We start from the raw sequence: 23,795 nt of genomic DNA, 5'->3' as shown, positions 1-23,795 counted from the left end.
CATGACCTCTCCTCACGACGAGCCCGTGCGCAAGCCGGACCCGATCACCCCGGTACTGACCCGGCGGTGGCTGTCCCCGCGCTCCTGGTCGATCGACACCTACTCCCAGCTCGAGGGCTACCGCTCGCTGCGCCCCGCCTTCGCGGCGCACCCGGACCAGCTGATCCAGCTGATCAAGGACTCCGGGCTGCGCGGCCGCGGCGGCGCGGGGTTCCCCGCCGGCATGAAGTGGGGGTTCATCCCGCAGGACGACGGCTCCGGCACCGGGCCCGGCGCCAAGCCGAAGTACCTGGTCATCAACGCCGACGAGGGCGAGCCGGGGACCTGCAAGGACATCCCGACGATGATGGCCGACCCGCACGCGCTGATCGAGGGCTGCATCGTCACCAGCTACGCGATCCGGGCCAACTACTGCGCGATCTACGTGCGCGGCGAGGCGGTGCACTGCATCCGTCGGCTGCGGGCCGCGGTCCGCGAGGCGACCGAGGCGGGCTATCTCGGCACCGACATCCTCGGCACCGGGTTCGACCTGGAGATCGTGGTGCACGCCGGGGCGGGCGCCTACATCTGCGGCGAGGAGACCGCGCTGCTGGACTCGCTGGAGGGCCGGCGTGGGCAACCGCGGCTCAAGCCGCCGTTCCCGGCCACCTCGGGCCTCTACGCGTGCCCCACCGTGGTGAACAACGTCGAGACGATCGCCTCGGTGCCGGCCATCGTGAACGGCGGCTCGGACTGGTTCCGCTCGATGGGCCGGGAGAAGTCCCCGGGCCCGAAGATCTACTCGATCTCCGGGCACGTCGAGTTCCCGGGCCAGTACGAGGCCCCGCTCGGGATCACGCTGCGTGAGCTCCTCGAGCTGGCCGGCGGGATGAAGGACGGGGTCCGGCTCAAGTTCTGGACGCCGGGCGGGTCGTCGACGCCGCTGCTCACCGCCGAACACCTGGACGTCCCGCTGGACTTCGAGGGCGCCGCCGAGGCCGGGTCGATGCTGGGCACCACCGCGGTCCAGGTGTTCAACGAGACCGTCTCGGTGCCGTGGGCGGTGATGAAGTGGACCGAGTTCTACAAGCACGAGAGCTGCGGCAAGTGCACCCCGTGCCGGGAGGGCACCTACTGGCTGGAGCTGGTGCTGCAGCGGATGGTGCGCGGCGAGGGCACGAGCTCCGACATCGACACCATGGTCGACGTCTGCGACAACGTCCTGGGTCGCGCCTTCTGCGCGCTCGGGGACGGCGCGACCAGCCCGATCACCAGCGCGATCCAGTACTTCCGCCAGGAGTTCCTGGACCTGATCGCCGAGCAGCCCGCGGTCGACCGCCCGGAGCAGCTGGCGGACGTGGAGCTGGCGGAACGGACCGACGGCACAGCACTCACGGGAGCCTCCGTATGACTCTCACTCCGGAGCGGGACACCACCGAGGAGACGCCGGTGCCCGAGGGGCACGTCCGGCTCACCATCGACGACCGGGTCGTCGACGCGCCCAAGGGCGAGCTGCTCATCCGCACCTGCGAGCAGCTCGGCATCGTGATCCCGCGGTTCTGCGACCACCCGCTGCTCGACCCGGCCGGTGCCTGCCGGCAGTGCCTGGTCGAGGTGGAGATGGGCGGCCGGCCGATGCCCAAGCCGCAGGCCAGCTGCACCATGTCGGTCGCCGACGGCATGGTCGTGCGGACCCAGAAGACGTCCGAGCGGGCGGACAAGGCGCAGCAGGGTGTGATGGAGCTGCTGCTCATCAACCACCCGCTGGACTGCCCGGTCTGCGACAAGGGCGGCGAGTGCCCGCTGCAGAACCAGGCCATGGCCAACGGGCGCGCCGACTCCCGGTTCGTGGAGACGAAGCGGACGTTCCCGAAGCCGCTGCCGATCTCGTCGCAGGTCCTGCTGGACCGCGAGCGCTGCATCATGTGCCAGCGCTGCACCCGGTTCTCCGACGAGATCGCCGGTGACCCGTTCATCGATCTGATGGACCGCGGCGCGGACCAGCAGATCGGGATCGCCGAGGACCAGCCGTTCCAGTCCTACTTCTCCGGCAACACCATCCAGATCTGCCCGGTCGGCGCGCTGACCAGCGCGGCGTACCGGTTCCGGTCCCGGCCGTTCGACCTGCGCTCCACCAAGGGCGTCTGCGAGCACTGCAGCTCCGGCTGCGACATGCGCACCGACTCCCGGCGCGGCACGGTGCTGCGCCGGATGGCCGGCAACGACCCGGAGGTCAACGAGGAGTGGCTCTGCGACAAGGGCCGCTTCGCCTTCCGCTACCTGGGCAGCGGCGCCCGGATCACCCGGCCGATGGTGCGCCGGGCCGGCGGTGAGCTGGTCGAGACCTCCTGGACCGAGGCGTTGCAGGTCGCGGCCGATGGCCTGCTCGCGGCCCGGGACGGGGCCGGGATCGGCGTGCTGCCCGGCGGGCGCCTCACGCTCGAGGACGCCTACGCCTACGCCAAGTTCGCCCGGGTCGTCGCCCGCACCAACGACGTCGACTTCCGCGCCCGGCCGCACTCGGACGAGGAGCTGCAGTTCGTCGCCGCACACGTCGTGGGGACCACCCCCGAGGACGGCCTCACGTTCACCGGGATCGAGAACGCGCCGGCGGTGCTCACCGTCGGGACCGACCCGGAGGACGAGTCCGGGATGGTCTTCCTGCGGCTGCGCAAGGCGTGGCGGAAGAAGGGCCTGCGGCACTTCCAGGTCGCGCCGTTCACCTCGGAGGGCGCACGCAAGACCGGCACCACCGTGCTGCACGCGGTACCCGGCTCCGAGGCCGCCGTGGTCGCCGATCCCGGTCACGACGTCGTGGCGGCACTGTCGGAGCCCGGTGCGGTCGTCCTGGTCGGTGACCGGGCGGCGGAGTCGCCCGGGCTGTACTCGGCGGTGTCCGCGCTCGCGGCCCGCACCGGGGCGGCGTTGGGCTGGCTGCCGCGCCGGGCCGGTGACCGTGGCGCGGTCGAGGCCGGCGCGCTGCCGACCCTGCTGCCCGGCGGCCGTCCGGTCGCCGACGCTGCGGCCCGCGCCGAGATCGAGGCGGCCTGGGGCGCCGGGCCGCTGCCCGCGACGCCCGGCCGGGACGCCGCCGGGATCCTCGCCGCCGCGGCGGGCGGGGAGCTGGCCGCACTGGTCGTCGGCGGGGTGGACCCGCAGGACATGGCCGACCCGGCGGCCGCGATCACCGCGCTGCGGGAGGTCGGGTTCCTGGTCAGCCTGGAGATCTCCGAGAGTGCGGTCACCGAGCTCGCCGACGTCGTGCTGCCGGTGGCGCCGGACGCGCAGCGCTCCGGCACCTACCTGAACTGGGAGGGCCGGAGCCGCGAGTTCGGGGTCGCGCTGGACGCGACCGGCGTGCTGCCGGACTGCCGGGTGCTGGACACCCTCGGCGTCGAGATGGACGCCGACCTGTTCACCCAGACCCCGGCGGCCGCGGCCGGCGAGATCGCCCGGCTCGGTACCCGCCGGGCAGGCACCGCCGCCCCGACCGCCACGGCCGGCGAGCCCAGGCGCCCCGGCTACGGGCAGGCGGTGCTCGCCACCTCGCGTCAGCTGGTCGACGACGGGTCGCTGGCGGTCGACGAGCCGGCCCTGGCCGGCACCGCGCGGCGGCCCTACGTGAAGGTCAACGCGGCCACCGCGGAGCGGCTCGGCCTGACCGAGGGCGCGGACGCGGCGGTGCGCACCGACCGCGGGACGGTCACCCTGCCGGTGTCGCTGGCCGACCTGCCGGACGGCGTCGTCTGGCTGCCGACCTGCTCACCCGGCTCGCACGTCCGGCCGACCCTCGGGGCCGGCCACGGAGACCTGGTCGGCGTCGTGCCGGCCGGAACCAGCGGGAGCGCCTCGTGAACCTCCTGGCCCTGCTCCCCGCGCAGGTCCCGCCCCCGGCGGACGGGATGACCCGCACCCAGCAACTGCTGGCCGACGACCCGATCTGGCTGATCCTGATCAAGGTCGTCGGGCTGTTCGCGCTCGGTGTCGTGCTCACCCTTTTCATGATCAACTGGGAGCGCAAGGTCGTCGGCCGGATGCAGCACCGGCCGGGCCCGAACCGGACCGGCCCCGGCGGCTGGTTGCAGAGCCTCGCCGATGGGCTGAAGCTGGCGTTCAAGGAAGACATCGTGCCGGCGCTGGCCGACAAGAAGGTCTACTTCATCGCCCCGGTCATCTCGACCGTGCCGGCGTTCGTGGCGTTCTCGGTGATCCCGTTCGGCGGCGAGGTCACGATCTTCGGCGAGGAGACCGTGCTGCAGCTGGTCGACCTGCCGATCGGCGTGTTCGTGGTGCTGGCCTGCTCCTCGATCGGGGTGTACGGGATCGTGCTCGGCGGCTGGGCGTCCGGCTCGCCGTACTCGCTGCTCGGCGCGCTGCGCTCGGCCGCGCAGGTGATCTCCTACGAGATCGCGCTCGGCCTGACCCTGGTCGGCGTGGTGCTCTACGCCGGGTCCGGGTCCACTGCCGGGATCGTCGCCGCGCAGGCGTCGGGCTGGTACTTCTGGCTGCTGATCCCGAGCTTCGTGGTCTTCGTGATCTCGATGGTGGGCGAGACCAACCGGGCCCCGTTCGACCTCCCGGAGGCCGAGTCGGAGCTGGTCGGCGGGTTCCACACCGAGTACTCGTCGCTGAAGTTCGCGCTGTTCTTCCTGGCCGAGTACGTGAACATGGTGACCGTCTCGGCGATGGCGGTGACGCTGTTCCTCGGCGGCGGGATGTGGCCGTGGCCGCTGAGCTTCCTCAACGCCTACGGCTGGCTGCAGTTCGTGGCCTTCATCATCAAGGTCCTGCTGTTCCTGTTCGTGTTCATCTGGCTGCGCGGCACGCTGCCCCGGTTCCGCTACGACCAGTTCATGAAGCTGGGCTGGAAGGTCCTGATCCCGGTGATGCTGGTCTGGATCGTGGCGATCTTCGGCATCCGCACCTACGTGTCCACCGGCGGCGACAACTACCTGCTGCTGCTGGTGCTGATCGGCTTCGGCCTGGCCGTCGTGCTGACGGTGGCGCTGCTGCTGCCGGACCGCCAGACCGAGCCCGCACCGGTGGAGCCGGCGTCGGACTACCCGGTGCCACCCCTGGACCTCACGGTCCCCGATGCACCCCCGAAGCGCCGCAAGGCCGTGGGCGCCGGAAGGGAGAGCGAGTAGATGTTCGACTTCTTCAAGGGCTTCGGCGTCACCTTCTCGACGATGTTCAAGAAGGTGGTCACCGAGGAGTACCCCGAGGACTTCCCGCCCGCCGCTCCGCGCTACCACGGGCGGCACCAGCTCAACCGGCACCCGGACGGGCTGGAGAAGTGCGTGGGCTGCGAGCTGTGCGCCTGGGCCTGCCCGGCCGACGCGATCTACGTCGAGGGCGGGGACAACACCGAGGAGGCCCGGTACTCGCCGGGTGAGCGCTACGGCGCGATCTACCAGATCAACTACCTGCGGTGCATCGGCTGCGGCCTGTGCATCGAGGCCTGCCCGACCCGGTCGCTGACGATGACCAACTTCTACGAGCTGGCCGACGACAACCGGCAGGACCTCATCTACACCAAGGAGCAGCTGATGGCGCCGCTGCTGCCCGGCATGGAGCAGCCGCCGCACCCGATGCGCCTCGGGGACGACGAGCAGGACTACTACGTCCAGGGCCCGAGCCTGGCCAAGGCCTCCCCGCAGGACCCGACCGGGGACCAGGTCCGGTGAGCGTGCTCGCGGAGCAGACCTCGACCCTGGGCACGCTCACCGTGCTCGCCCAGGCCGGCGGCGAGGTCACCACCGGCGAGGCGGTCGCGTTCTGGATCCTCGGCCCGGTCGCGCTGGCCGGGGCGCTCGGCCTGGTCTTCGCCCGGCACGCGGTACACGCCGCGCTGATGCTGGTGCTGACGATGTTCTCGATCGCCGTGCTCTACATCCTGCAAGCGGCGCCGTTCCTCGGGGTCGCGCAGATCATCGTCTACACCGGCGCGGTGATGATGTTGTTCCTGTTCGTGCTGATGCTGGTCGGGCGCGACTCCAGGGACTCGGTGATCGAGGTGCTGCGCGGGCAGCGAGTCGCGGCGCTGCTGTTCGGCCTCGCGCTGGCGGCACTGCTGGTCGGCGGCGTCGCCCGCGGGCTGACCGAGGTGACCCCGGCCGGGCTCGCAGCAGGCGGGCAGGGGTCGAGCGCCAACGTCGCGGGGCTCGGCCGGCTGATCTTCACCGACTACCTGCTGGCGTTCGAGCTCTCGGCGGCGCTGCTGATGGTGGCGGCGCTCGGCGGGATGGTGCTCACCGCGGCCCAGGCCCCGCTGCACACCAAGATCGGGCAGCGGGCCACCGTGCTGCGCCGGCTGCGCGGCGAGCACGCGCGGGTCTCCCCGCTGCCGGGCCCGGGCGTCTACGCCACCGCGAACTCGGTGGCCGTGCCCGCGCTGCTGCCGGACGGCTCGGTCGCACCGGAGTCGCTCGCCGAGATCATCGAGTCGGTCTCGGTGGACGTCCCGGACACCACCACCCCGGATGCGCACGCGCTCACCGGGCGACCGGCCCCGGACCGGACGATCGAGGCCGGCGAGGCCAGCGACACGGGGGAGCACGAGAAGTGAGGCCCGAGTACTACCTGCTCCTGTCGGCGCTGCTGTTCGCGATCGGCGCGGTCGGCGTGCTGGTGCGCCGCAACGCGGTCGTGGTGTTCATGTGCATCGAGCTGATGCTGAACGCGGTCAACCTGACGCTGGTCACCTTCTCGCGGATCAACGGCGATCTGAACGGCCAGGTCATGGCGCTGTTCGTGATGGTCGTCGCGGCGTGCGAGGTCGTCGTCGGCCTGGCCATCATCACCGCGGTCTTCCGCGCCCGGCAGTCGTCCTCCGTGGACGACGCGAACCTGCTGAAGTACTAGGAGCCCGCGCGTGTACCAGCTCCCCGTCACCCTCGCGCAGGCCGCCGAACCGGCGACCGGAGCGGCCTCGCTGGCCTGGCTCCTGGTCGCCCTGCCCGCGGCCGGCGCGCTGGTCCTGTTCCTCGCCGGCCGCCGCGCGGACGCCTGGGGCCACTGGCTCGGCGTCGGCACCGTGGTCGGCGCGTTCGCGGTCGGCCTCGCGATCTTCCTCGAGACCACCGGGCTGTCCCCCGAGCAGCGCACCCGCGAGCTGTCGGTCTACTCCTGGATGTCCTCGGGCGCGCTGGACGTCGACTTCGGGCTCCGGCTCGACCCGCTGTCGCTGACGTTCGTCCTGCTGATCACCGGTGTCGGTGCGCTCATCCACCTGTACTCGGTCGGGTACATGAGCCACGACCCGAACAGGCGCCGGTTCTTCGCCCAGCTGAACCTGTTCGTCGCGGCGATGCTGGTGCTGGTCCTGGCCAACAACTTCGTGCTGCTCTATCTGGGCTGGGAGGGCGTCGGCCTGGCGTCCTACCTGCTGATCGGCTTCTACCAGGACCGCCCGTCCGCGGCGACCGCGGCGAAGAAGGCGTTCCTGATGAACCGGGTCGGTGACGTCGGCCTGGCCATCGCGATCTTCCTGCTCTGGCTGGAGCTCGGCACGCTGCAGTACTCCGAGGTCTTCGCCCGGATCGGCGAGGTGCCCGGCGGCGCCGTCCTGGCGATCACGCTGCTGCTCCTGCTCGGCGCCTGCGGCAAGTCCGGCCAGTTCCCGCTGCAGTCATGGCTCCCGGACGCGATGGAGGGCCCGACCCCGGTCTCGGCCCTGATCCACGCCGCGACGATGGTCACCGCGGGTGTCTACCTGATCGCCCGGGCCGCGCCGATCTACAACCTGTCCGACACCGGACGGCTGGTCGTCTGCCTGATCGGCGCGATCACGCTGATGATCGGCGCGATCGTCGGCTGCGCCTACGACGACATCAAGAAGGTGCTCGCCTACTCCACGGTCAGCCAGATCGGCTACATGATCCTGGCCGTCGGGCTCGGGCCGGTCGGCTACGCGCTGGGCATCCTGCACCTGCTCACGCACGGCTTCTTCAAGGCCGGGTTGTTCCTCGGGGCCGGCTCGGTGATGCACGCGATGAACGACGACGTCGACATGCGCCGGTTCGGCGGGCTCTGGCGCAAGCTGCCCGTCACCTTCGTGACCTTCGGCCTCGGCTACCTGGCGCTGATCGGGTTCCCGTTCCTGTCCGGCTACTTCTCCAAGGACGCGATCATCGAGGCCGCGTTCGCCCAGGAGGGCTGGCAGGGCTGGGTGTTCGGCGGGCTGGCGACGCTGGCCGCCGGGCTCACCGGCTTCTACATGACCCGGCTGATGCTGATGACCTTCTTCGGCCGGGCCCGCTGGAAGGACCTGACCTCGGCCGACGGCCGCGACTACCACCCGCACGAGTCCCCGGTGACGATGACCGCGCCGATGATCGTCCTGGCGCTCGGCTCGATCGGGGCCGGTGCGCTGCTCTACCCGGTGCTGCCGGGCTGGCTGTCCCCGTCGGTCGGGGAGCGGGTCGAGCTCTCCGGCGGTGCGCTGCCGCACGCGGTGATCCCGTGGCTGGTCGTCGGCGTCTCGTTGCTCGGCGTGCTGCTGGCCTACCTGTTCGTCGGCCGCCGGGCGGTGCCGGTGCAGCGGCCGCAGCGGGTCTCCCCGGTGGTGGCCGCGGCGCGCGCCGACCTGGGGGCGAACGCGTTCAACGAGGCGTTCGTCGAACGACCCGGAATCTGGCTCACCCGGATCCTGGTCTTCTTCGACAACCGCGGGGTCGACGGCCTGGTCAACGGCGTGGCCGCCGGGTTCGGCGGCAGCTCCGGCCGGCTGCGCCGGCTGCAGACCGGGTTCGTCCGGTCCTACGCACTCTCGATGCTCGGCGGCGGTGTCCTCATCGTCGCCGCGATGCTGGCAGTGAGGTTCGTCTGATGCTGCTGTTGAATGTCGCCGCCCCGTTGAATGTCGCCGCCCCGATCGTCCCGGACTCCGGGGGCAACCCGCTGCTGGTCCTCCTGCTGCTGCTGCCGGTCGTGGGTGCCCTGGTGATGTACCCGCTGCGGCACAACACCGCCGCCGCCAAGGGCGTCGCGATGGCGACTGCACTGCTCGAGCTCGTGCTCGTCGTCGTCGCGTGGTCGGTCTACTCGATCCCGGCCGCGGAGGCCGGGACCCGCTTCCAGCTCGAGTTCTCGATCCCGTGGATCCCGGCGTTCGGGACGCACATCGCGTTCGGCGTGGACGGCATCGCGCTGGCGATGATCGGCCTGACGGCGTTCCTGGTGCCCGGCCTGATGCTCTTCGCCTGGGCGGAGAAGCTGCCCGAGGGCCGGTCGGCCGCGGGGTACTTCGCGCTGCTGCTGGCGACCGAGGCGACGCTGGTCGGCGTCTTCGCCGCCACCGACGTCTTCCTGTTCTACGTGTTCTTCGAGGCCATGCTGGTCCCGATGTACTTCCTGATCGGCCGCTTCGGCGGGCCGAGGCGGCAGTACGCGGCGGTCAAGTTCTTCCTCTACTCACTGCTCGGCGGCCTGATCATGCTCGCGTCGCTGATCGGGCTGTTCGTGGTCAGCGAGGAGCAGCTGGGGCAGGGCACGTTCACCTGGGCCGACCTGCAGGCGATGGCGTCGAGCGTCCCGGCCTCCACCCAGGTGTGGCTGTTCCTCGGCTTCTTCGCCGCGTTCGCGATCAAGGCGCCGCTGGTGCCGTTCCACACCTGGCTGCCCGACGCCGGCGCCGAGGCCCCGATCGTCGGTGCGGTGCTGCTCGTCGGCGTGCTGGACAAGGTCGGCACGTTCGGCTTCCTGCGCTACCTGCTGCCGCTGTTCCCGCAGGCCAGCCAGATCATGGCGCCGCTGGTGCTGGTGCTGGCCGTCGCCGGGATCATCTACGCCGCGCTGCTCGCGGTCGGTCAGGACGACATGGGCCGGTTCGTCGCCTACACCTCGGTGGCGCACTTCGGTTTCATCGCCCTGGGCGTGTTCGCGTTCTCCTCGCAGGCCTTCGCCGGGGCGACGCTCTACATGGTCAACCACGGGCTCTCGACCGGCATGCTGTTCGTGATGGTCGGCGTGCTGATCAGCCGCGGCGGATCGCGGCTGATCTCCGACTACGGCGGCGTCGCGAAGCTGGCCCCGGTGATGGCGGGGTGCCTGCTGCTGGCCGGGATGAGTTCGCTGGCGTTGCCCGGGACGAATGCGTTCGTCTCCGAGTTCCTGGTGCTGGTCGGCTCGTTCCCGACCCGGCCGGTGTTCACGATCATCGCGACGATCGGGATCATCTTCGCCGCGCTCTACGTGCTCTGGTTCTACCAGCGCACCATGCAGGGCCCGGTCCGCGGCACCGCGGTGATCGCGGCGCTGGAACGCGGCGGCGCGGGCGGGCCCGGTTCGATGATCGACCCCGGGGTGGCGGCGGCCCGCAAGGGCACCGGCTTCCCGGACCTGACCGGTCGCGAGATCGGGGTGCTCGCGCCGCTGATCGTCGCCATCGTGGTGCTCGGCTTCTACCCGGCGCCGGTACTCGACCTGATCAACCCGTCGGTGACGGCGACCATGCAGGAGGTCGGCCTGGCCGACCCGGTGCAGGTGGGAGGGATCCCCCGATGAGCAGCTCCCTGGCAGGCCTCGTACCGGCGCAGCCGCCGTCCGTGATCGAGATGCCGGCGATCGACTGGGCGGCGTCGGCGCCGCTGTGGATCGTGTTCGCCGGCGCGTGCGTGTCGGTGCTGCTGGAGGCGTTCCTGCCCCGGCACCAGCGCTGGCCGGTGCAGGTGCTGTGGACGGTGCTCACCATGGTCGCGGCGCTGATCGCGCTGGCCGGCTACGCGCTGTCCGGGCCCGACCCGGTGCTCACCTTCGGGGCCGCGCTGGCCGTCGACGTCCCGACGCTGTTCCTGTGGGGGACGCTGCTGGTGCTGGCCATCCCGAGCCTGCTGATGCTGGCCGACCGGTCGGTGGAGCCGGGCGGCGTGTTCGTCGCCTCGTCCGCCGAGCGGGCCGCCGTCCGCAACGGCGGCGGCTCCGCCGGGGCAGGCTCCCCGCCGTCCGACGACGCCCCGGAGCACGTCGACCGGTCCTACGGCCTGCCCGGCCAGGCCCCGACGATGCAGACCGAGCCGTTCCCGTTCGCGCTGTTCGCGCTCGGCGGGATGATGGCCTTCGTCGCCGCCAACGACCTGCTGACGATGTTCATCGCACTCGAGGTGCTGTCGCTGCCGCTGTACCTGATGTGCGGGCTGGCCCGGCGCAGGCGGTTGCTGTCGCACGAGGCGGCCGTCAAGTACTTCCTGCTCGGCGCGTTCGCCTCGGCGTTCTTCCTGTACGGCATCGCACTGCTCTACGGCTACGCCGGCTCGGTCCGGCTCTCCGAGATCTCGCAGGCGGCCGCGGGCAGCCTCGCCTCGGACACGCTGCTGTTCGCCGGACTCGCGTTGCTGCTGGTCGGGCTGCTGTTCAAGGGTTCGGTGGGCCCGTTCCACACCTGGACCCCGGACGTCTACCAGGGCGCCCCGACACCGGTCACGGCGTTCATGGCGGCCTGCACGAAGGTGGCGGCGTTCGGTGCCATCGCCCGGGTGCTGTACGTGGCGTTCGGCAGCACCCGCTGGGAGTGGCGCGGCGTGCTCTGGGCGGTCGCGATCGTGTCGATGGCGATCGGCGCGGTGCTCGGCCTCACCCAGACCGACGTCAAGCGGATGATCGCCTACTCGTCGATCGCGCACGCCGGGTTCCTGCTGCTCGGGGCGATGGCGATCACGCCGCAGGGCACCGCCGGGATGCTGTTCTACCTGGTGGCCTACGGGTTCACCACGATCGCGGTGTTCGGCATCGTCTCGCTTGTCCGCGGACCGGACGGCGAGGCGGGGCACCTGTCGGCGTGGGCCGGGCTGGCCAAGCGCTCGCCGCTGGTCGCAGGCGTCATGACGTTCCTGCTGCTCGCGCTCGCCGGGATCCCGCTGACCAGCGGGTTCACCGCCAAGTTCGCGGTGTTCTCGGCCGCCTCGGCGGACGGCATGGTCCCGCTGGTGGTGATCGCCCTGATCGCCAGCGCGGTGGCGGCGTTCTTCTACCTGCGGGTGGTCGTGCTGATGTACTTCAGCGAGCCGGCCGAGGACGGGCCGACCGTCGTCGTACCGGGCGCGTTCACCACCGTGGCGATCACCCTGGGCACGCTGGCGACGCTGCTCCTCGGGATTCTTCCCACACCCGTCCTCGAATGGGCCGCCAGCGGCGCGTTCGCGGGCTGACGTTCGTACGCTGTGGGGGTGGAGACACAGAGTGTGGCCGGGGTCCGGATGGCCGATCCGGGCTTGGCCGAGGCCACGGCGGACGGGCTGAAGCGGGTCGAGGACCTGCTGCACCGCGAGGTGCACAGCGACTACGAGTTCGTCACCGCGACCTCGCTGCACCTCATCGACGCAGGCGGGAAGCGGTTCCGGCCGCTGTTCACGGTGCTCGCGGCGCAGGTCGGACCGCATCCGGAACGGGACGACGTGATCACCGCGGCGGCCGTGGTGGAGCTCATCCACCTGGCCACGCTGTACCACGACGACGTGATGGACGAGGCCGCGATGCGCCGTGGTGCGCAGAGCGCGAACTCCCGCTGGGACAACTCGGTCGCGATCCTGACCGGGGACTTCCTGTTCGCGCACGCGTCCCGGTTGGTGGCCGACCTCGGTCCGAACGCGGTGCGGATCGTGGCCGAGACGTTCGCCCAGCTCGTCACCGGGCAGATGCGTGAGACCCGGGGCCCGAAGGAGTCGGACGACCCGGTCGAGCACTACCTGCGGGTGGTCGCCGAGAAGACCGGCTCGCTGATCGCGACCTCCGGCCGGTACGGCGGGATGTTCTCCGGCGCCCCGGCCGAGCACGTCGAGGCGTTGCGCCGGTTCGGTGACCTGATCGGCACGGCGTTCCAGATCTCGGACGACATCATCGACATCGCGTCCCCCGCGGACGACTCGGGCAAGACGCCGGGCACCGACCTGCGCGAGGGCGTGCACACGCTGCCGATGCTCTACGCGCTGCGCGACGGCGACGACTCGCCGGACGCCCGGCGGCTGCGTGAGCTGCTGGCCGCCCCGATCACCGATGACGCCGAGGTCGCCGAGGCGCTGGAGCTGCTGCGGTCGGGGAACGGGCTGGTGGCCGCCCGGGGGACCGTGGCCGGCTACGCCGACCGGGCCCGCGCCGAGCTGGACGCGCTTCCGGCCTGCCCGGCGATCGACGCCCTGCGCACCCTGACCGACTACACGGTCGAGCGCACCGGCTGAGCACCTGCGGCCGGTCTCCCGCCCGGACCCGGATCAGGGCCCGCCGGTCGCGAGCACCGCCGGCGCCCGGCGGGCCCGTCGCACCAGGTCCACGGTGAAGACGACCAGGGCCACCCAGACCAGCGCGAAGCCGGCCCAGCGGCTCGGCGGCATCTCCTCGCCCACGACGAGGACGCCCCACAGGAACTGCAGCGTCGGGTTCAGGTACATCAGCACGCCCAGCGTGGACAGCGGGATCCGGCGGGCGGACGCGCCGTAGAGCAGCAACGGTAGCGCGGTCGCCGGTCCGGCCGCGAGCATCAGCAGCAGGTGCCCCGGCCCGAGCTCGGCGAACGTCGCGGCGCCCAGCAGCTGCAGCGCCAGCACGAACCCGGCGGCGGGGACGACCAGGACCAGCCCCTCGGCCGTGAGACTGGCCGCCGCCGGCAGCGGGACGGTGGCCTTGAGCAGCCCGTAGCAGCCGAACGAGGCGGCCAGCGCCAGCGACAGCCAGGGGGTCGCGCCGCCCCCGATCGCGATCACCAGCACCGCGGCGGCCGCCAGGGCCAGCGCGGCCCACTGGGCGCCCCGGAGCCGCTCGCCCAGCACGAGCACGCCGAGCAGCACGCTGACCAGCGGGCTGACGTAGTAGCCGAGTGCGGCCTCGACGACCAGGTCGACCGAGACGCCCCAGATGTACAGCCCCCAGTTCACCGCGATGACCACCGAGGCCGCGGTGACCGCGAGCCAGCCGCGGGTCCCGAGGCCGCGCAGGTGCCGCCAGCCGCGGAGCGCGAAGAGCACGCCGGACATGAGCACCGCTGTCCAGAGGATGCGGTGGGCGAGCACCTCCAGCGGGGTGGCCGGATCGAGCAGCGGCCAGAAGGCCGGAAACAGTCCCCACACGGTGTACGCGCCGATGCCGAGCAGCAGACCGGTGCGGTCACGCTCGTCCCGTTCGTGGGTGGTTCGTTCGGGCGAATGGATGGTCATCGGGTTACCGCGCACCGTCGTGTCACGGGCACCATGATCGGTGCCGGCCGCACGGTCGTGCGAGTGTTCGTGACATCTGCACGATCCGTGATATCAAGCACGGCCGGTCGAAGACGGCTGTCGAGGGCGGACGGGGGTCCGGTCATGGGCTGGATGTGGGGACTGCTCGCGGTCCTGGTGGTGCTCGTGGTGGTGGTGGGCCTGTTGGTCGCCCGACGACGCCGTGGGGCGGCGCCCGGTGCGCCGTCCGGGGGTGACGCGGACACGGTCACCGGTGGCGCGCAGGCTGCGCCCCATGGCGATGCCGGGGCGTCGCACACCGAACCGGGCGTGGCGGGCACGGCGGTGCCAGAGGGCTCCGGTCCCGCGAGGCCCGCGCAGGGTCGCGGACCGGCACCCGACGCCGCGCGGGCCGAGGATGCCCCGGGCGCCTGGGACGACGGGGACCGGCCGGCCCGCCCGGCGGCCCCGTCCGCCTCGTCCGCCGCCGCGGCACCGGGGGAGGCCCCCCGCGCGGCGGCCGCACCGAGCGAGACGGTCACGGGCTCGGGTGGCGCCGCGGCCGATGCCGGTCCGGGCGACACCGCTCCGGCTGACACCGCTCCGGCTGACACCGCTCCGGCCGACACCGCCGCGGGCGACGCGGCAAGGGGCGGAGGCCCGGCGGGGCACGGTGTGTCGGCTGCCGAGGCCGCTGCTGCCGAGCCCGCTGCTGTCGGCACCAGGGCGCCAGGCGCCGGGGCAGCGGGGACCGGGACAGCGGACGACCCGTCTCGCGGCACGGGCGGCGCCGCGCCCGCGGGTGCGGTCCCGGAGCAGGCCCGTCCGGCGGACCGGCCCGCGGCCGGGGCCCCGGCTTCGCATGTCGAGGACGACCCGGAGCCCGGCCCGACCGGGCGACACGCGCTGCGCGACGACGTCGAGCCGCAGGCGCTGCCGGGGGTCGGGCCGGCCGAGCAGGCGGGCCCACCCGAGCCGATGCCGGTCCCACCGCGGTCCGGCGGCGCCGCGACGGCCCCCGGCGGTGCCGCGGCGGCGGCCGGTGGGACCGCGGCGGCCGGCGGTTCGGCCCTGGCCGCGCTGGACTCCGGGCTGATCAGCCCGGCAGCGACGTCCGATCCGGTCCCGCAGGGCACCCGTCCGGGTCCGTTCCCCGGCTCGATCCTCGCTCCCGAGGACGGTTCCGACCCGCCCGAGACGCATCGGGTGAAGGCGCACAGCGGGTCGCGCCGGTTCCACACCCCGGAGTCGCCCTACTACGTCCGTACCCGCGCCGACCTGTACTTCACCGGTGACAGCGCGGCCCGAGCCGCCGGGTTCACCGCCTGGAACGAGCGCCCGGGCGCCGGCTGACGGCGCTGCCCCGAGAGGTACACCACGGTCGTCCGGGCCTCGGCGGATTCTCGCGCTCAGGTACCTCTCGGCGAGGGCCGGGCGCGGGTCCGCTCCTCGGGATGTCCCGGGGGACCTCGCCTCCGCCGGGGCCCGAGGGTGCCCCTCGGAGCCGGGCGTGACCGTCGTGCCGCCGCGGACGGTGCGCACCCCGAACGGCCCGAGCAAGCGAACGGCCCCCGGTGCGGTGTGTGCACCGGGGGCCGTCGCGCCGGGTCGCTCTAGAGGATCGTCCAGGTGTCCTGTCCGTTGAGCAGGGCCTGCAGGTCGGCGTCCGGCTTGGCCTCGCGGGCCGCCTGCACCTGGGCGCGGGCGGCGTCGTCGTAGGTGGTCCGCGGGGCGTTGCGGAAGATGCCGGTGACGGTGTGGGTGAGATCCTGGTCCGACAGCCGGGACAGCGCGAAGGCCAGCTCGTGGTCGGTCGCGTCGTGGGTGACGATCTCCGACGGATCCACGGAAGCGGCCTCGACGACCTTGAGCCCGAACCCGTCCTGGACGACGGCGTGGCTGCCCAGGCCGTCGGAGCCCTCGGTGCCGAACCGGATCGGCTCACCGTGGGTGACCGGGATCAGCCGGTTGTCGTTCTCGCCCTTGCGCAGCACGTCGAAGCTGCCGTCGTTGAAGATCGGGCAGTCCTGGAAGATCTCGACCAGGGCCGAGCCGCGGTGCGCGGCGGCGGCGCCGAGCACGGACTGCAGGCTCTTGCGATCCGAGTCCAGCGCCCGCCCGACGAACGACGCCTCGGCGCCCAGCGCCAGCGAGATCGGGTTGAACGGGTGGTCCAGCGACCCCATCGGCGTCGACTTGGTGACCTTGCCGACCTCGGAGGTCGGCGAGTACTGGCCCTTGGTCAGCCCGTAGATCCGGTTGTTGAACAGCAGGATCTTGAGGTTGACGTTGCGGCGCAGCGCGTGGATCAGGTGGTTGCCGCCGATCGACAGCGCGTCGCCGTCGCCGGTGACGACCCACACCGACAGGTCCGGCCGGGTGGTGGCCAGGCCGGTCGCGATCGTCGGGGCGCGGCCGTGGATCGAGTGCATCCCGTAGGTGTTGAGGTAGTACGGGAACCGCGAGCTGCAGCCGATACCGGAGACGAACACGGTGTTCTCGCGCTTGATGCCCAGCGTGGGCAGGAACTGGCGGACCGCGGCGAGCACGGCGTAGTCACCGCAGCCGGGGCACCAGCGGACCTCCTGGTCGGAGGTGTAGTCCTTGGCGGTCTGCTTGTCGTCGGTGGTCGGGACCCCGTCGAGCCCGCCGATCGTCGGCAGGCCCAGGTCGGTGGCGCTCATGCCTGCGCTCCAGTGGTCGCTGAGGTGGTGTCGGCGGCCGACTCGGGGTGCTTGCCCGTCAGGTAGTCGAGGAACACGTCCTGCAGCTCCTCGGCGCCGAACGGGAGCCCGGCGACCTTCGTGTAGCTCTTGACGTCGACCAGGTGCCGCGCCCGCAGCAGCATCGCCAGCTGCCCGAGGTTCATCTCGGGGCAGAGCACGGTGCGGTAGGAGCCGAGGACCTCGCCGAGGTTGGCCGGCATCGGGTTGAGGTTGCGCAGGTGCGTGGTCGCGACCTTGTGGCCGAGGTTGCGCACCCGCCGGGCCGCGGCGTTGACCGGGCCGTAGGTCGATCCCCAGCCGATGACGAGCATGTCCGAGTCACCGTGCGGGTCGTCCACGGTGAGGTCCGGCACCTCGATGCCGTCGATCTTGGCCTGGCGCAGCCGCACCATCCGGTCGTGGTTGTCCGGGTCGTAGGAGATCGAGCCGCGCCCGTCGGCCTTCTCCAGCCCGCCGACGCGGTGCTCCAGGCCGGCGGTGCCGGGGATCGCCCAGGGCCGGGCCAGGGTGTCGGTGTCGCGCAGGTAGGGCCAGAACTCGCCGGACCCGTCCGGGGCGTTCGGCTCGGTGGCGAAGCCCGGGTCGATGACCGGCAGCGTCCCGACGTCCGGGATCTTCCACGGCTCCGAGCCGTTGGCCAGCGCCCCGTCGGACAGCAGCATCACCGGCGTCCGGTATCTGACCGCGATCGCGGCGGCCTCGACCGCCGCCGAGAAGCAGTCGCCCGGCGTGCACGGGGCGACGATCGGCAGCGGCGCCTCGCCGTTGCGCCCGTACATCGCCTGCAGCAGGTCGGCCTGCTCGGTCTTGGTCGGCAGCCCGGTCGACGGTCCGCCGCGCTGCACGTCGATCACCAGCAGCGGCAGCTCCAGCGCCACCCCGAGACCGACGGTCTCGGCCTTGAGCGCGACACCCGGCCCGGATGTCGTAGTCACCCCCAGCGCCCCGCCGAACGCCGCACCGAGCGCGGCACCGACGCCGGAGATCTCGTCCTCGGCCTGGAACGTGGTCACCCCGAACGACTTGTGCTTGGACAGCTCGTGCAGCACGTCCGAGGCCGGCGTGATCGGGTAGGTGCCCAGGAAGACCGGCAGCCCTGTGGTCCGCCCGGCCGCGACGATGCCGTAGGCCAGCGCGGCGTTGCCGGTGATCTGGCGGTAGGTGCCCGGGTCCAGCTGCGCCGGGGCGACCTCGTAGGTGACCGCGAACGCCTCGGTGGTCTCGCCGTAGGCATGCCCGGCGCGGAACGCCAGCACGTTGGCCTCGGCCAGGTCCGGGCGCTTGGCGAACTTCTCCCGCAGGAACCGCTCGGTCGAGTCGCTGGGCCGGTGATACATCCAGGACAGCAACCCGAGCGCGAACATGTTCTTCGCCCGCCCGGCGTCCTTCTTCGACAGCCCGGTCTCCTCCAGCGCCCCGCGGGTCAGCGTCGCCATCGCGACGCCGTGCACCGCGTAGGGCTCCAGCGAGTCGTCCTCGAGCGGGTTCGCCTCGTAGCCGACCTTGGTCAGGTTCCGCTTGGTGAACTCGTCGGTGTTGACGATCAGGACACCGCCGTGCGGCAGGTCGCCGATGTTCGCCTTCAGCGCCGCCGGGTTCATCGCGACCAGCACGTCCGGCCGGTCGCCCGGGGTCAGGATGTCGTAGTTCGCGAAGTGCAGCTGGAACGACGAGACACCGGGAAGCGTGCCGGCAGGAGCTCGGATCTCGGCCGGGAAGTTCGGCAGCGTCGACAGGTCGTTGCCGAAGTTCGCCGTCTCCGAGGTGAACCGGTCACCGGTGAGCTGCATGCCGTCACCGGAGTCACCCGCGAACCGGATCACGACACGATCGCGCTTGACGACCTCGGGCTCCCGGGCGTCGGCTGAGGTGTCGCTGGTGGTCATGGGCAGATCGGCCCCCGGTTCCGTAGGACGTTCGGTGCTCAGTCGAGGTTAACTCGCGGTTCGGGACAGCGTCCCCCGCCCCGGGTCCACGTCACAGGTCGATATCGGTACCCGTGAGTGAGTCCGGTCACTTCTTGCCGATCTTCTGCTGGAGCGCGGCGACCCGCTCGGCGAACGCGTCGGAGTGCACGGACTCGGCCTGGGCGCGGACCTCGACGTCGGTCGCGTCGGTGTGCGCGTCCAGCCGGGAGGCGATCCGCATCGTCGCCTTCGTCGTGGTGATGAGGTCCCGCGGTGCGGCCGCGGCCCGGCCGGCGAGCTCGCGGGCGCCGGCCATCAGGTCGTCGTCGGTGTCGTAGGCGCGCCAGGCCAGACCCACCCGTTCGGCCTCCCGGGCGTTCAGGACGTCGCCGAACAGCGTCATCGCGGCCGTGCCCTGAGCACCGAGCGCGCGGTGCGCCATCCAGGTGTAGCCACCGCCGGGGTGCAGGCCGAGCTGCATGAACCGGACGTCGAACTTCGCGGTCGGCCCGGCCAGGCGGACATCACAGGCCAGCGCCAGGTTGATCCCGGCACCGACCGCGGCACCGTTCACCGCGGCGAGCGTGGGCAGCGGGCAGGAGGCGATGGCGAGGAACCCGGAGTAGACGCGCTTGAGCGTGGCCGGGTCGGCCTCCTGCAGCTCGCCGAGGTCACCGCCGGCACAGAACGCCGGCGGCTCGCCTGTCACCACGATCGCGCCGACGCCGTCGTCCGCCGCGGCCGAGTCGACGGCCTCGACGAGCCTCTGGGACAGCTCCAGGTTCAGCGCGTTGCGTCGTGCCGGGTTCGCCACGGTGAGCACCGCGACGCCGTCGGTGATCTCGGTCCGGACCTCGATGTCGCTCATGCCCCGGATCATCCACGCCGGGTTAGCCTCGCGCACGTGACGGGTGCCCTGGGGACGAACAGTACGACCGATCCGCGACCGCTCCCGCGGCACTACGCCGGCTGCGTGGCCTGCGGCGACGGGCCCGGTGGCCTGCGGCTGCGGTTCGCCGACCCCGGACCCGACGACCAGGGCCGGCCCACCGTCGTCGGGGAGTTCGTGGCCGGCTCCGCGCACCAGGGCGCGCCCGGGCTGGCGCACGGCGGGGTCCTGGCCACGGCCATGGACGAGCTGTTCGGCGCGCTGCAGCACCACCTCGACGAGACCTACGTCACCGGCGAGCTCGGGACCCGGTACCGGGCGCCGGTCCCGCTGGGCACGCCCCTGCACCTCGCCGCACGGATCGACCGCCGGGACGGCCGGAAGTTGTTCGTCAGCGGCGAGGGCCGGCTCGGCGGCCGGGTCGCGGTGACGGCGACCGCCTTGTTCCTGGCGGTGCCGCGGAGCCACTTCGTCACGCACGCGCCGGAGGGGACCGACGTCCGCGGGGAGCGGTTCGCCGGGCCGGACGCGCCGGCGTGAGCACCGCTGCCGACCTCGGTCACACCCGGGAACGTGCTGCCCGGTTCGTCCGTTCACCGGGGGAACACCCGCAGGACCGCACGGGAAGGTGAGGGCGGCGTGCACGGCCACATGAACGGACTGAAGACCGCCGTACTGCTCGGCGGTATGAGTGCGTTGATCCTCGCGCTCGGCGGGCTCGTCGCCGGCCGGGTCGGACTGGTGATCGCGCTGGTGATCGCCTTCGGGATGAACGGCTGGGCCTACTTCAACTCGGCGAAGCTGGCGCTGCGCTCGATGCACGCGCAGCCGGTCACCGAGGCCGAGTACCCGCAGCTGTTCCGGATCGTGCGCGAGCTCAGCCAGCGTGCGCGCCAGCCCATGCCCTCGCTGCACATCAGCCCGACCGACGCCCCCAACGCGTTCGCCACCGGCCGCAACCCGCGCAACGCGGCGGTCTGCGTGACCACCGGGCTGATGCACCTGCTGGACGAGCGCGAGCTGCGCGCGGTGATCGGGCACGAGCTCAGCCACGTCTACAACCGGGACATCCTGATCTCGTCGGTGGCCGGGGCGATGGCCTCGGCGGTCAGCTTCATCGCCAACTTCGCGATGTTCGCGAACCTGTTCGGCGGGGGCGACGAGGACCGCCCGAACCCGATCGCGATCATCCTGGTCGCGATGCTCGGGCCGATCGCGGCCGGCGTCGTGCAGATGGCCGTGAGCCGGTCCCGCGAGTACCAGGCCGACGCCTCGGGGGCCGAGCTGACCGGGGACCCGCTGGCACTGGCGTCAGCGCTGCACAAGCTGAAGTACGGGACGGCCGCGGCGCCGCTGCCGCCGGACCCGCGCCTGACCTCGCAGTCGCACCTGATGATCGCGAACCCGTTCCGTCCCGGCGAGAAGATGGCGAAGTGGTTCTCCACCCACCCGCCGATGGAGGACCGGATCGCGCGCCTGCAGGCGATGGCCCGCTGACTGGCGCTCCGGTCTCCGATTCGTAACGGCCGCGGGGTGCCGGCGCGATGGACAGGGGAGCAGAGCTCCCCCTGCGGAAGAGGACCCCGATGAGCGAGACCCCGTCCAGCAAGCCCCGGCACGCGCTATCCGACACCGGTGTATCCGTGCCCGTCCAGGGCGGCCCCCGGGACGACCCGTTCGGCGAGGCCCCCACCCAGGCGCTGCCGGTCATCCCGCGTCCCCGCGACGACCGCGACGGTGCCGGCCACCCGGCGGTCGCGACCCTCGCCCGGCTCCCGGAGCCGTTCCGGCCCGCACCGGTGCACGCCGTCCCGGCGGCGGCGCCGGCCGGCAGCGGCCGGTTCCGGCTGCCGGAGCTGCCGTGGGCTGCCCGGCCAGTGCTGGCCGCGGCGACGGCGCTGGTCCTCGCCCTCGGCGTCGTCGCCGGGGTGAGCGGCGCGCCGGACCCGGCGGCCGCGCCGCCGGAGGCGCCGGTCTCGGGCCCCTGACCGGTCTGCTTCGATCACCACGTGGGCATCGGCTGGGAGGACTACCGCACGCACGACGCCGTCGGACTGGCCGGGCTGGTCGCGGCCGGTGCGGTGCGCCCGGCCGACCTGCTGGAGGTCGCGCTGGCCCGGGCCGCGGCCGTCCAGCCGACGATCAACGCGATCCGCCACCCGATGCCCGACGCCGCGCGGGCCCGCGCCCGCGGCCCGCTGTCCGGCCCGTTCGCCGGGGTGCCGTTTCTGGTCAAGGACCTGGCCCAGCACATCGCCGGGGTACCGACGGGGAGCGGGACGCACCCGCTGGCGACCGTGCCCCGTCCGGAACACTCGACCGTCGTCCGCCGCTGGCTGGACGCGGGCCTGGTCGTGTTCGGCCGGACCGCGACGCCCGAGTTCGGCGCCCGCGCGGTCACCGAACCGGTCGCCGGCGGGCCGACTCGCAACCCGTGGGACCCGTCCCGCACCCCCGGCGGGAGCTCCGGTGGCGCGGCCGCGGCCGTCGCCGCCGGCATCGTCCCGGTGGCCGGCGCGAGCGACGGCGGCGGCTCGATCCGGATCCCGGCCGCGGCCTGCGGGCTGTTCGGGCTCAAACCCGGCCGCGGGGTCGTCCCGTCCGGCCCGGACGTCGACGAGGGCTTCCACGGCGCCGCCGTGCAGGGCGTCGTGTCCCGGACGGTGCGGGACTCCGCCGCCATGCTCGACGTCCTGGCCGGCCCGGAACCGGCCGGGCCGTACCGGGTGGCGGGCCCGGAGCGCCCGTACGCCGACGCCGTGCTCGCCGACCCGCCGCCGCTGCGGATCGGGCTGACGACCGCCTCCCCGCTCGGTGGCGAGGTGACGCCGGAGGCCGTCGCGGCCGCCCGGGACGCCGCCGGGTTGCTGACCTCGCTCGGGCACGTCGTCGAGGAGTCCGCGCCGGCCGTCGACGGGCGGGCGCTCGCGACCGACTTCCTCACCACCTGGTTCGGAATGATCGCCGCCCAGGTCGACGCGGCCCGGGCGCTGACCGGCTGCGCGGACACCGCGTTCGAGACCGAGACGCGGGTGATGGCCGCGATCGGGCGGGCGACGCCGGCCCCGGACTACCTCGCGGCCCGGTCCCGCTGGCAGCGTTACACCCGCGCGCTGGCCCGCTTCCACGAGCGCTACGACCTGCTGCTCACCCCGACGCTGGCCCGGCCACCATGGCCGATCGGGGCGCTGGACATCGCGCCGCCGATGCGGCTGGCGGCGCGGGCGCTGCTGGCGACCGGCGCGGGCGGTTTGCTCGGGCGCCTCGACCTGGTGGAGAGCCTGGTCGACGCCAACTTCGACCCGGTGCCCTTCACCCAGCTGGCCAACGTGACCGGGCGCCCGGCGGCGTCGGTGCCGCTGTACCGGACGCCCGAGGGGCTGCCGCTGGGGGTGCAGTTCGTCGGGCGGCCGGGGTCGGAACCGGAGCTGCTGGCGCTGGCCGGGCAGCTGGAGCGGGCCCGCCCCTGGGCGCACCTCGAGGCGCCGCTGCGCTGAAGCCGGACCCTGCGCCGCACCCGGTCACGTGAGCAGGCGTGCGGCCAGCTCGCGGACGCGCTCGTACTGGCGGGACGCCGGTGCCGGGGCGTGGTGCAGCCAGGCGTCGACGGTGAGCACCAGGGTGCGGGCGAGCTCGTCCACGGGATCGCTGCCGGGGCGCCGGCCGAGATGGAAGGCGACCTCGCGCACGCAGGCCTCGCGCAGCGCGTCCACGGCGGCGACACCGGCCGGGGTGCGGGTGGCGAAGCCCTCGAACACCGCGTGCAGGTGCGGATGGTCGGCGTGCAGGTCGACGGCGGCGTCCGCGATCCGCAGCACCGCCGTCACCGGCTCGGGCGGGTCCGCGCGCAGGGCCGCGAACTCGGCGTCCAACCGGGCGCGGGCGGCCCCGACGTGCCGGGTCACGAGGGCGTCGAGCAGGGACTGCTTGTCGGGGAAGTACTGGTAGAGCGAGCCGATCGAGACACCGGCCCGCTCGGCGATCCGGTTGGTGGTCGCGGCCGGTCCCTCGCGCCGGAAAACCTGAGCAGCCGCCGTCAGCAGGATCTCGACGGTCTCCCGGGAGCGGGCCTGACGTGGGGTTCTGCGCGGCACCGGGACCTTCCACGACGGCGTCGGATGCGAGTTGTCGCGGCCCATCCGACCACGAA

General features: G+C 72.7%; 20 protein-coding genes. 15 read left to right on the top strand and 5 right to left on the bottom strand.

Annotated elements, in window-relative coordinates; all coding sequences use genetic code 11:
• Nucleotide 1 precedes the first annotated feature (1 nt).
• The 10 genes from nuoF to ACLFMI_RS06975 all read left to right on the top strand — a co-directional run bounded on the left by nuoF (nt 2) and on the right by ACLFMI_RS06975 (nt 13,151).
• On the top strand, nt 2-1,390 hold the full coding sequence (gene nuoF, locus ACLFMI_RS07020) for an NADH-quinone oxidoreductase subunit NuoF (RefSeq protein WP_410946915.1): 1,389 nt from the start codon (nt 2-4) through the stop codon (nt 1,388-1,390).
• Nucleotides 1,387-3,834, top strand: a complete 2,448-nt coding sequence (locus tag ACLFMI_RS07015; protein ID WP_410946914.1) for an NADH-quinone oxidoreductase subunit G — start codon at nt 1,387-1,389, stop codon at nt 3,832-3,834. Before nuoF ends, ACLFMI_RS07015 begins: the two co-directional genes overlap by 4 nt.
• Nucleotides 3,835-3,881: 47 nt before the next feature.
• Nucleotides 3,882-5,126, top strand: coding sequence for an NADH-quinone oxidoreductase subunit NuoH (gene nuoH, locus ACLFMI_RS07010; RefSeq protein WP_410947098.1), 1,245 nt, complete (start codon nt 3,882-3,884; stop codon nt 5,124-5,126).
• The gene (gene nuoI / locus ACLFMI_RS07005; RefSeq protein ID WP_410946913.1) at nt 5,127-5,666 is read left to right on the top strand and encodes an NADH-quinone oxidoreductase subunit NuoI; all 540 of its coding nucleotides are present in this window, start codon (nt 5,127-5,129) and stop codon (nt 5,664-5,666) included.
• Entirely contained in the window at nt 5,663-6,547 is an 885-nt protein-coding gene (locus ACLFMI_RS07000) for an NADH-quinone oxidoreductase subunit J (RefSeq protein ID WP_410946912.1), read from the top strand. The genes nuoI and ACLFMI_RS07000 overlap by 4 nt, the downstream gene beginning before the upstream one ends.
• Nucleotides 6,544-6,843 (top strand): NADH-quinone oxidoreductase subunit NuoK, encoded by a 300-nt coding sequence (gene nuoK / locus ACLFMI_RS06995; protein ID WP_410946911.1) that lies wholly within the window; start codon nt 6,544-6,546, stop codon nt 6,841-6,843. Before ACLFMI_RS07000 ends, nuoK begins: the two co-directional genes overlap by 4 nt.
• A gap of 70 nt (nt 6,844-6,913) precedes the next feature.
• Complete coding sequence (nuoL, locus tag ACLFMI_RS06990; protein ID WP_410947097.1) at nt 6,914-8,809, top strand: NADH-quinone oxidoreductase subunit L; 1,896 nt, start codon at nt 6,914-6,916, stop codon at nt 8,807-8,809.
• Nucleotides 8,809-10,485, top strand: coding sequence for an NADH-quinone oxidoreductase subunit M (locus ACLFMI_RS06985; protein WP_410946910.1), 1,677 nt, complete (start codon nt 8,809-8,811; stop codon nt 10,483-10,485). The genes nuoL and ACLFMI_RS06985 overlap by 1 nt, the downstream gene beginning before the upstream one ends.
• The gene (gene nuoN, locus ACLFMI_RS06980; protein WP_410946909.1) at nt 10,482-12,125 is read left to right on the top strand and encodes an NADH-quinone oxidoreductase subunit NuoN; all 1,644 of its coding nucleotides are present in this window, start codon (nt 10,482-10,484) and stop codon (nt 12,123-12,125) included. The genes ACLFMI_RS06985 and nuoN overlap by 4 nt, the downstream gene beginning before the upstream one ends.
• A gap of 48 nt (nt 12,126-12,173) precedes the next feature.
• The gene (locus ACLFMI_RS06975; RefSeq protein WP_410947096.1) at nt 12,174-13,151 is read left to right on the top strand and encodes a polyprenyl synthetase family protein; all 978 of its coding nucleotides are present in this window, start codon (nt 12,174-12,176) and stop codon (nt 13,149-13,151) included.
• A gap of 33 nt (nt 13,152-13,184) precedes the next feature.
• Here ACLFMI_RS06975 and rarD read toward each other — a convergent pair whose 3' ends face one another.
• Nucleotides 13,185-14,123: an EamA family transporter RarD gene (gene rarD, locus ACLFMI_RS06970; RefSeq protein WP_410946908.1), complete on the bottom strand. Its 939-nt coding sequence runs from the start codon at nt 14,121-14,123 to the stop codon at nt 13,185-13,187.
• A gap of 675 nt (nt 14,124-14,798) precedes the next feature.
• On the opposite strand from rarD, the gene ACLFMI_RS06965 reads away from it, so the two are divergent.
• A complete protein-coding gene (locus ACLFMI_RS06965; protein ID WP_410946907.1) occupies nt 14,799-15,476 on the top strand; it encodes a sunset domain-containing protein in 678 nt (225 codons plus the stop codon).
• A gap of 260 nt (nt 15,477-15,736) precedes the next feature.
• Here the strand turns inward: ACLFMI_RS06965 and ACLFMI_RS06960 are convergent, their stop codons facing one another.
• The 3 genes from ACLFMI_RS06960 to ACLFMI_RS06950 all read right to left on the bottom strand — a co-directional run bounded on the left by ACLFMI_RS06960 (nt 15,737) and on the right by ACLFMI_RS06950 (nt 19,624).
• The gene (locus tag ACLFMI_RS06960) at nt 15,737-16,807 is read right to left on the bottom strand and encodes a 2-oxoacid:ferredoxin oxidoreductase subunit beta (RefSeq protein ID WP_410946906.1); all 1,071 of its coding nucleotides are present in this window, start codon (nt 16,805-16,807) and stop codon (nt 15,737-15,739) included.
• A complete protein-coding gene (locus ACLFMI_RS06955) occupies nt 16,804-18,735 on the bottom strand; it encodes a 2-oxoacid:acceptor oxidoreductase subunit alpha (RefSeq protein WP_410946905.1) in 1,932 nt (643 codons plus the stop codon). The genes ACLFMI_RS06960 and ACLFMI_RS06955 overlap by 4 nt, the downstream gene beginning before the upstream one ends.
• 127 nt (nt 18,736-18,862) lie before the next feature.
• The gene (locus ACLFMI_RS06950; protein ID WP_410946904.1) at nt 18,863-19,624 is read right to left on the bottom strand and encodes an enoyl-CoA hydratase; all 762 of its coding nucleotides are present in this window, start codon (nt 19,622-19,624) and stop codon (nt 18,863-18,865) included.
• 36 nt (nt 19,625-19,660) lie between these two features.
• Between ACLFMI_RS06950 and ACLFMI_RS06945 the strand changes: the two genes are divergently transcribed.
• The 4 genes from ACLFMI_RS06945 (at nt 19,661) to ACLFMI_RS06930 (ending at nt 23,142) form a co-directional block, all read left to right on the top strand.
• Nucleotides 19,661-20,185, top strand: a complete 525-nt coding sequence (locus tag ACLFMI_RS06945; protein ID WP_410946903.1) for a PaaI family thioesterase — start codon at nt 19,661-19,663, stop codon at nt 20,183-20,185.
• A gap of 99 nt (nt 20,186-20,284) precedes the next feature.
• A complete protein-coding gene (gene htpX, locus ACLFMI_RS06940; RefSeq protein ID WP_410946902.1) occupies nt 20,285-21,142 on the top strand; it encodes a zinc metalloprotease HtpX in 858 nt (285 codons plus the stop codon).
• Nucleotides 21,143-21,231: 89 nt separating this feature from the next.
• Nucleotides 21,232-21,633, top strand: a complete 402-nt coding sequence (locus tag ACLFMI_RS06935) for a hypothetical protein (protein WP_410946901.1) — start codon at nt 21,232-21,234, stop codon at nt 21,631-21,633.
• A gap of 27 nt (nt 21,634-21,660) precedes the next feature.
• Nucleotides 21,661-23,142, top strand: coding sequence for an amidase (locus ACLFMI_RS06930; RefSeq protein WP_410947095.1), 1,482 nt, complete (start codon nt 21,661-21,663; stop codon nt 23,140-23,142).
• A 24-nt stretch (nt 23,143-23,166) separates the two neighbouring features.
• Here the strand turns inward: ACLFMI_RS06930 and ACLFMI_RS06925 are convergent, their stop codons facing one another.
• Complete coding sequence (locus ACLFMI_RS06925; protein WP_410946900.1) at nt 23,167-23,739, bottom strand: TetR/AcrR family transcriptional regulator; 573 nt, start codon at nt 23,737-23,739, stop codon at nt 23,167-23,169.
• Nucleotides 23,740-23,795: the final 56 nt, after the last annotated feature.

Origin of the sequence: Pseudonocardia nantongensis, from assembly GCF_046546495.1 — a bacterium.
In the GTDB taxonomy this organism is placed as follows: domain Bacteria; phylum Actinomycetota; class Actinomycetes; order Mycobacteriales; family Pseudonocardiaceae; genus Pseudonocardia; species Pseudonocardia nantongensis.
Note: the sequence above shows the minus strand (reverse complement) of the source record. Positions and strands in the feature narration are given on the sequence as shown.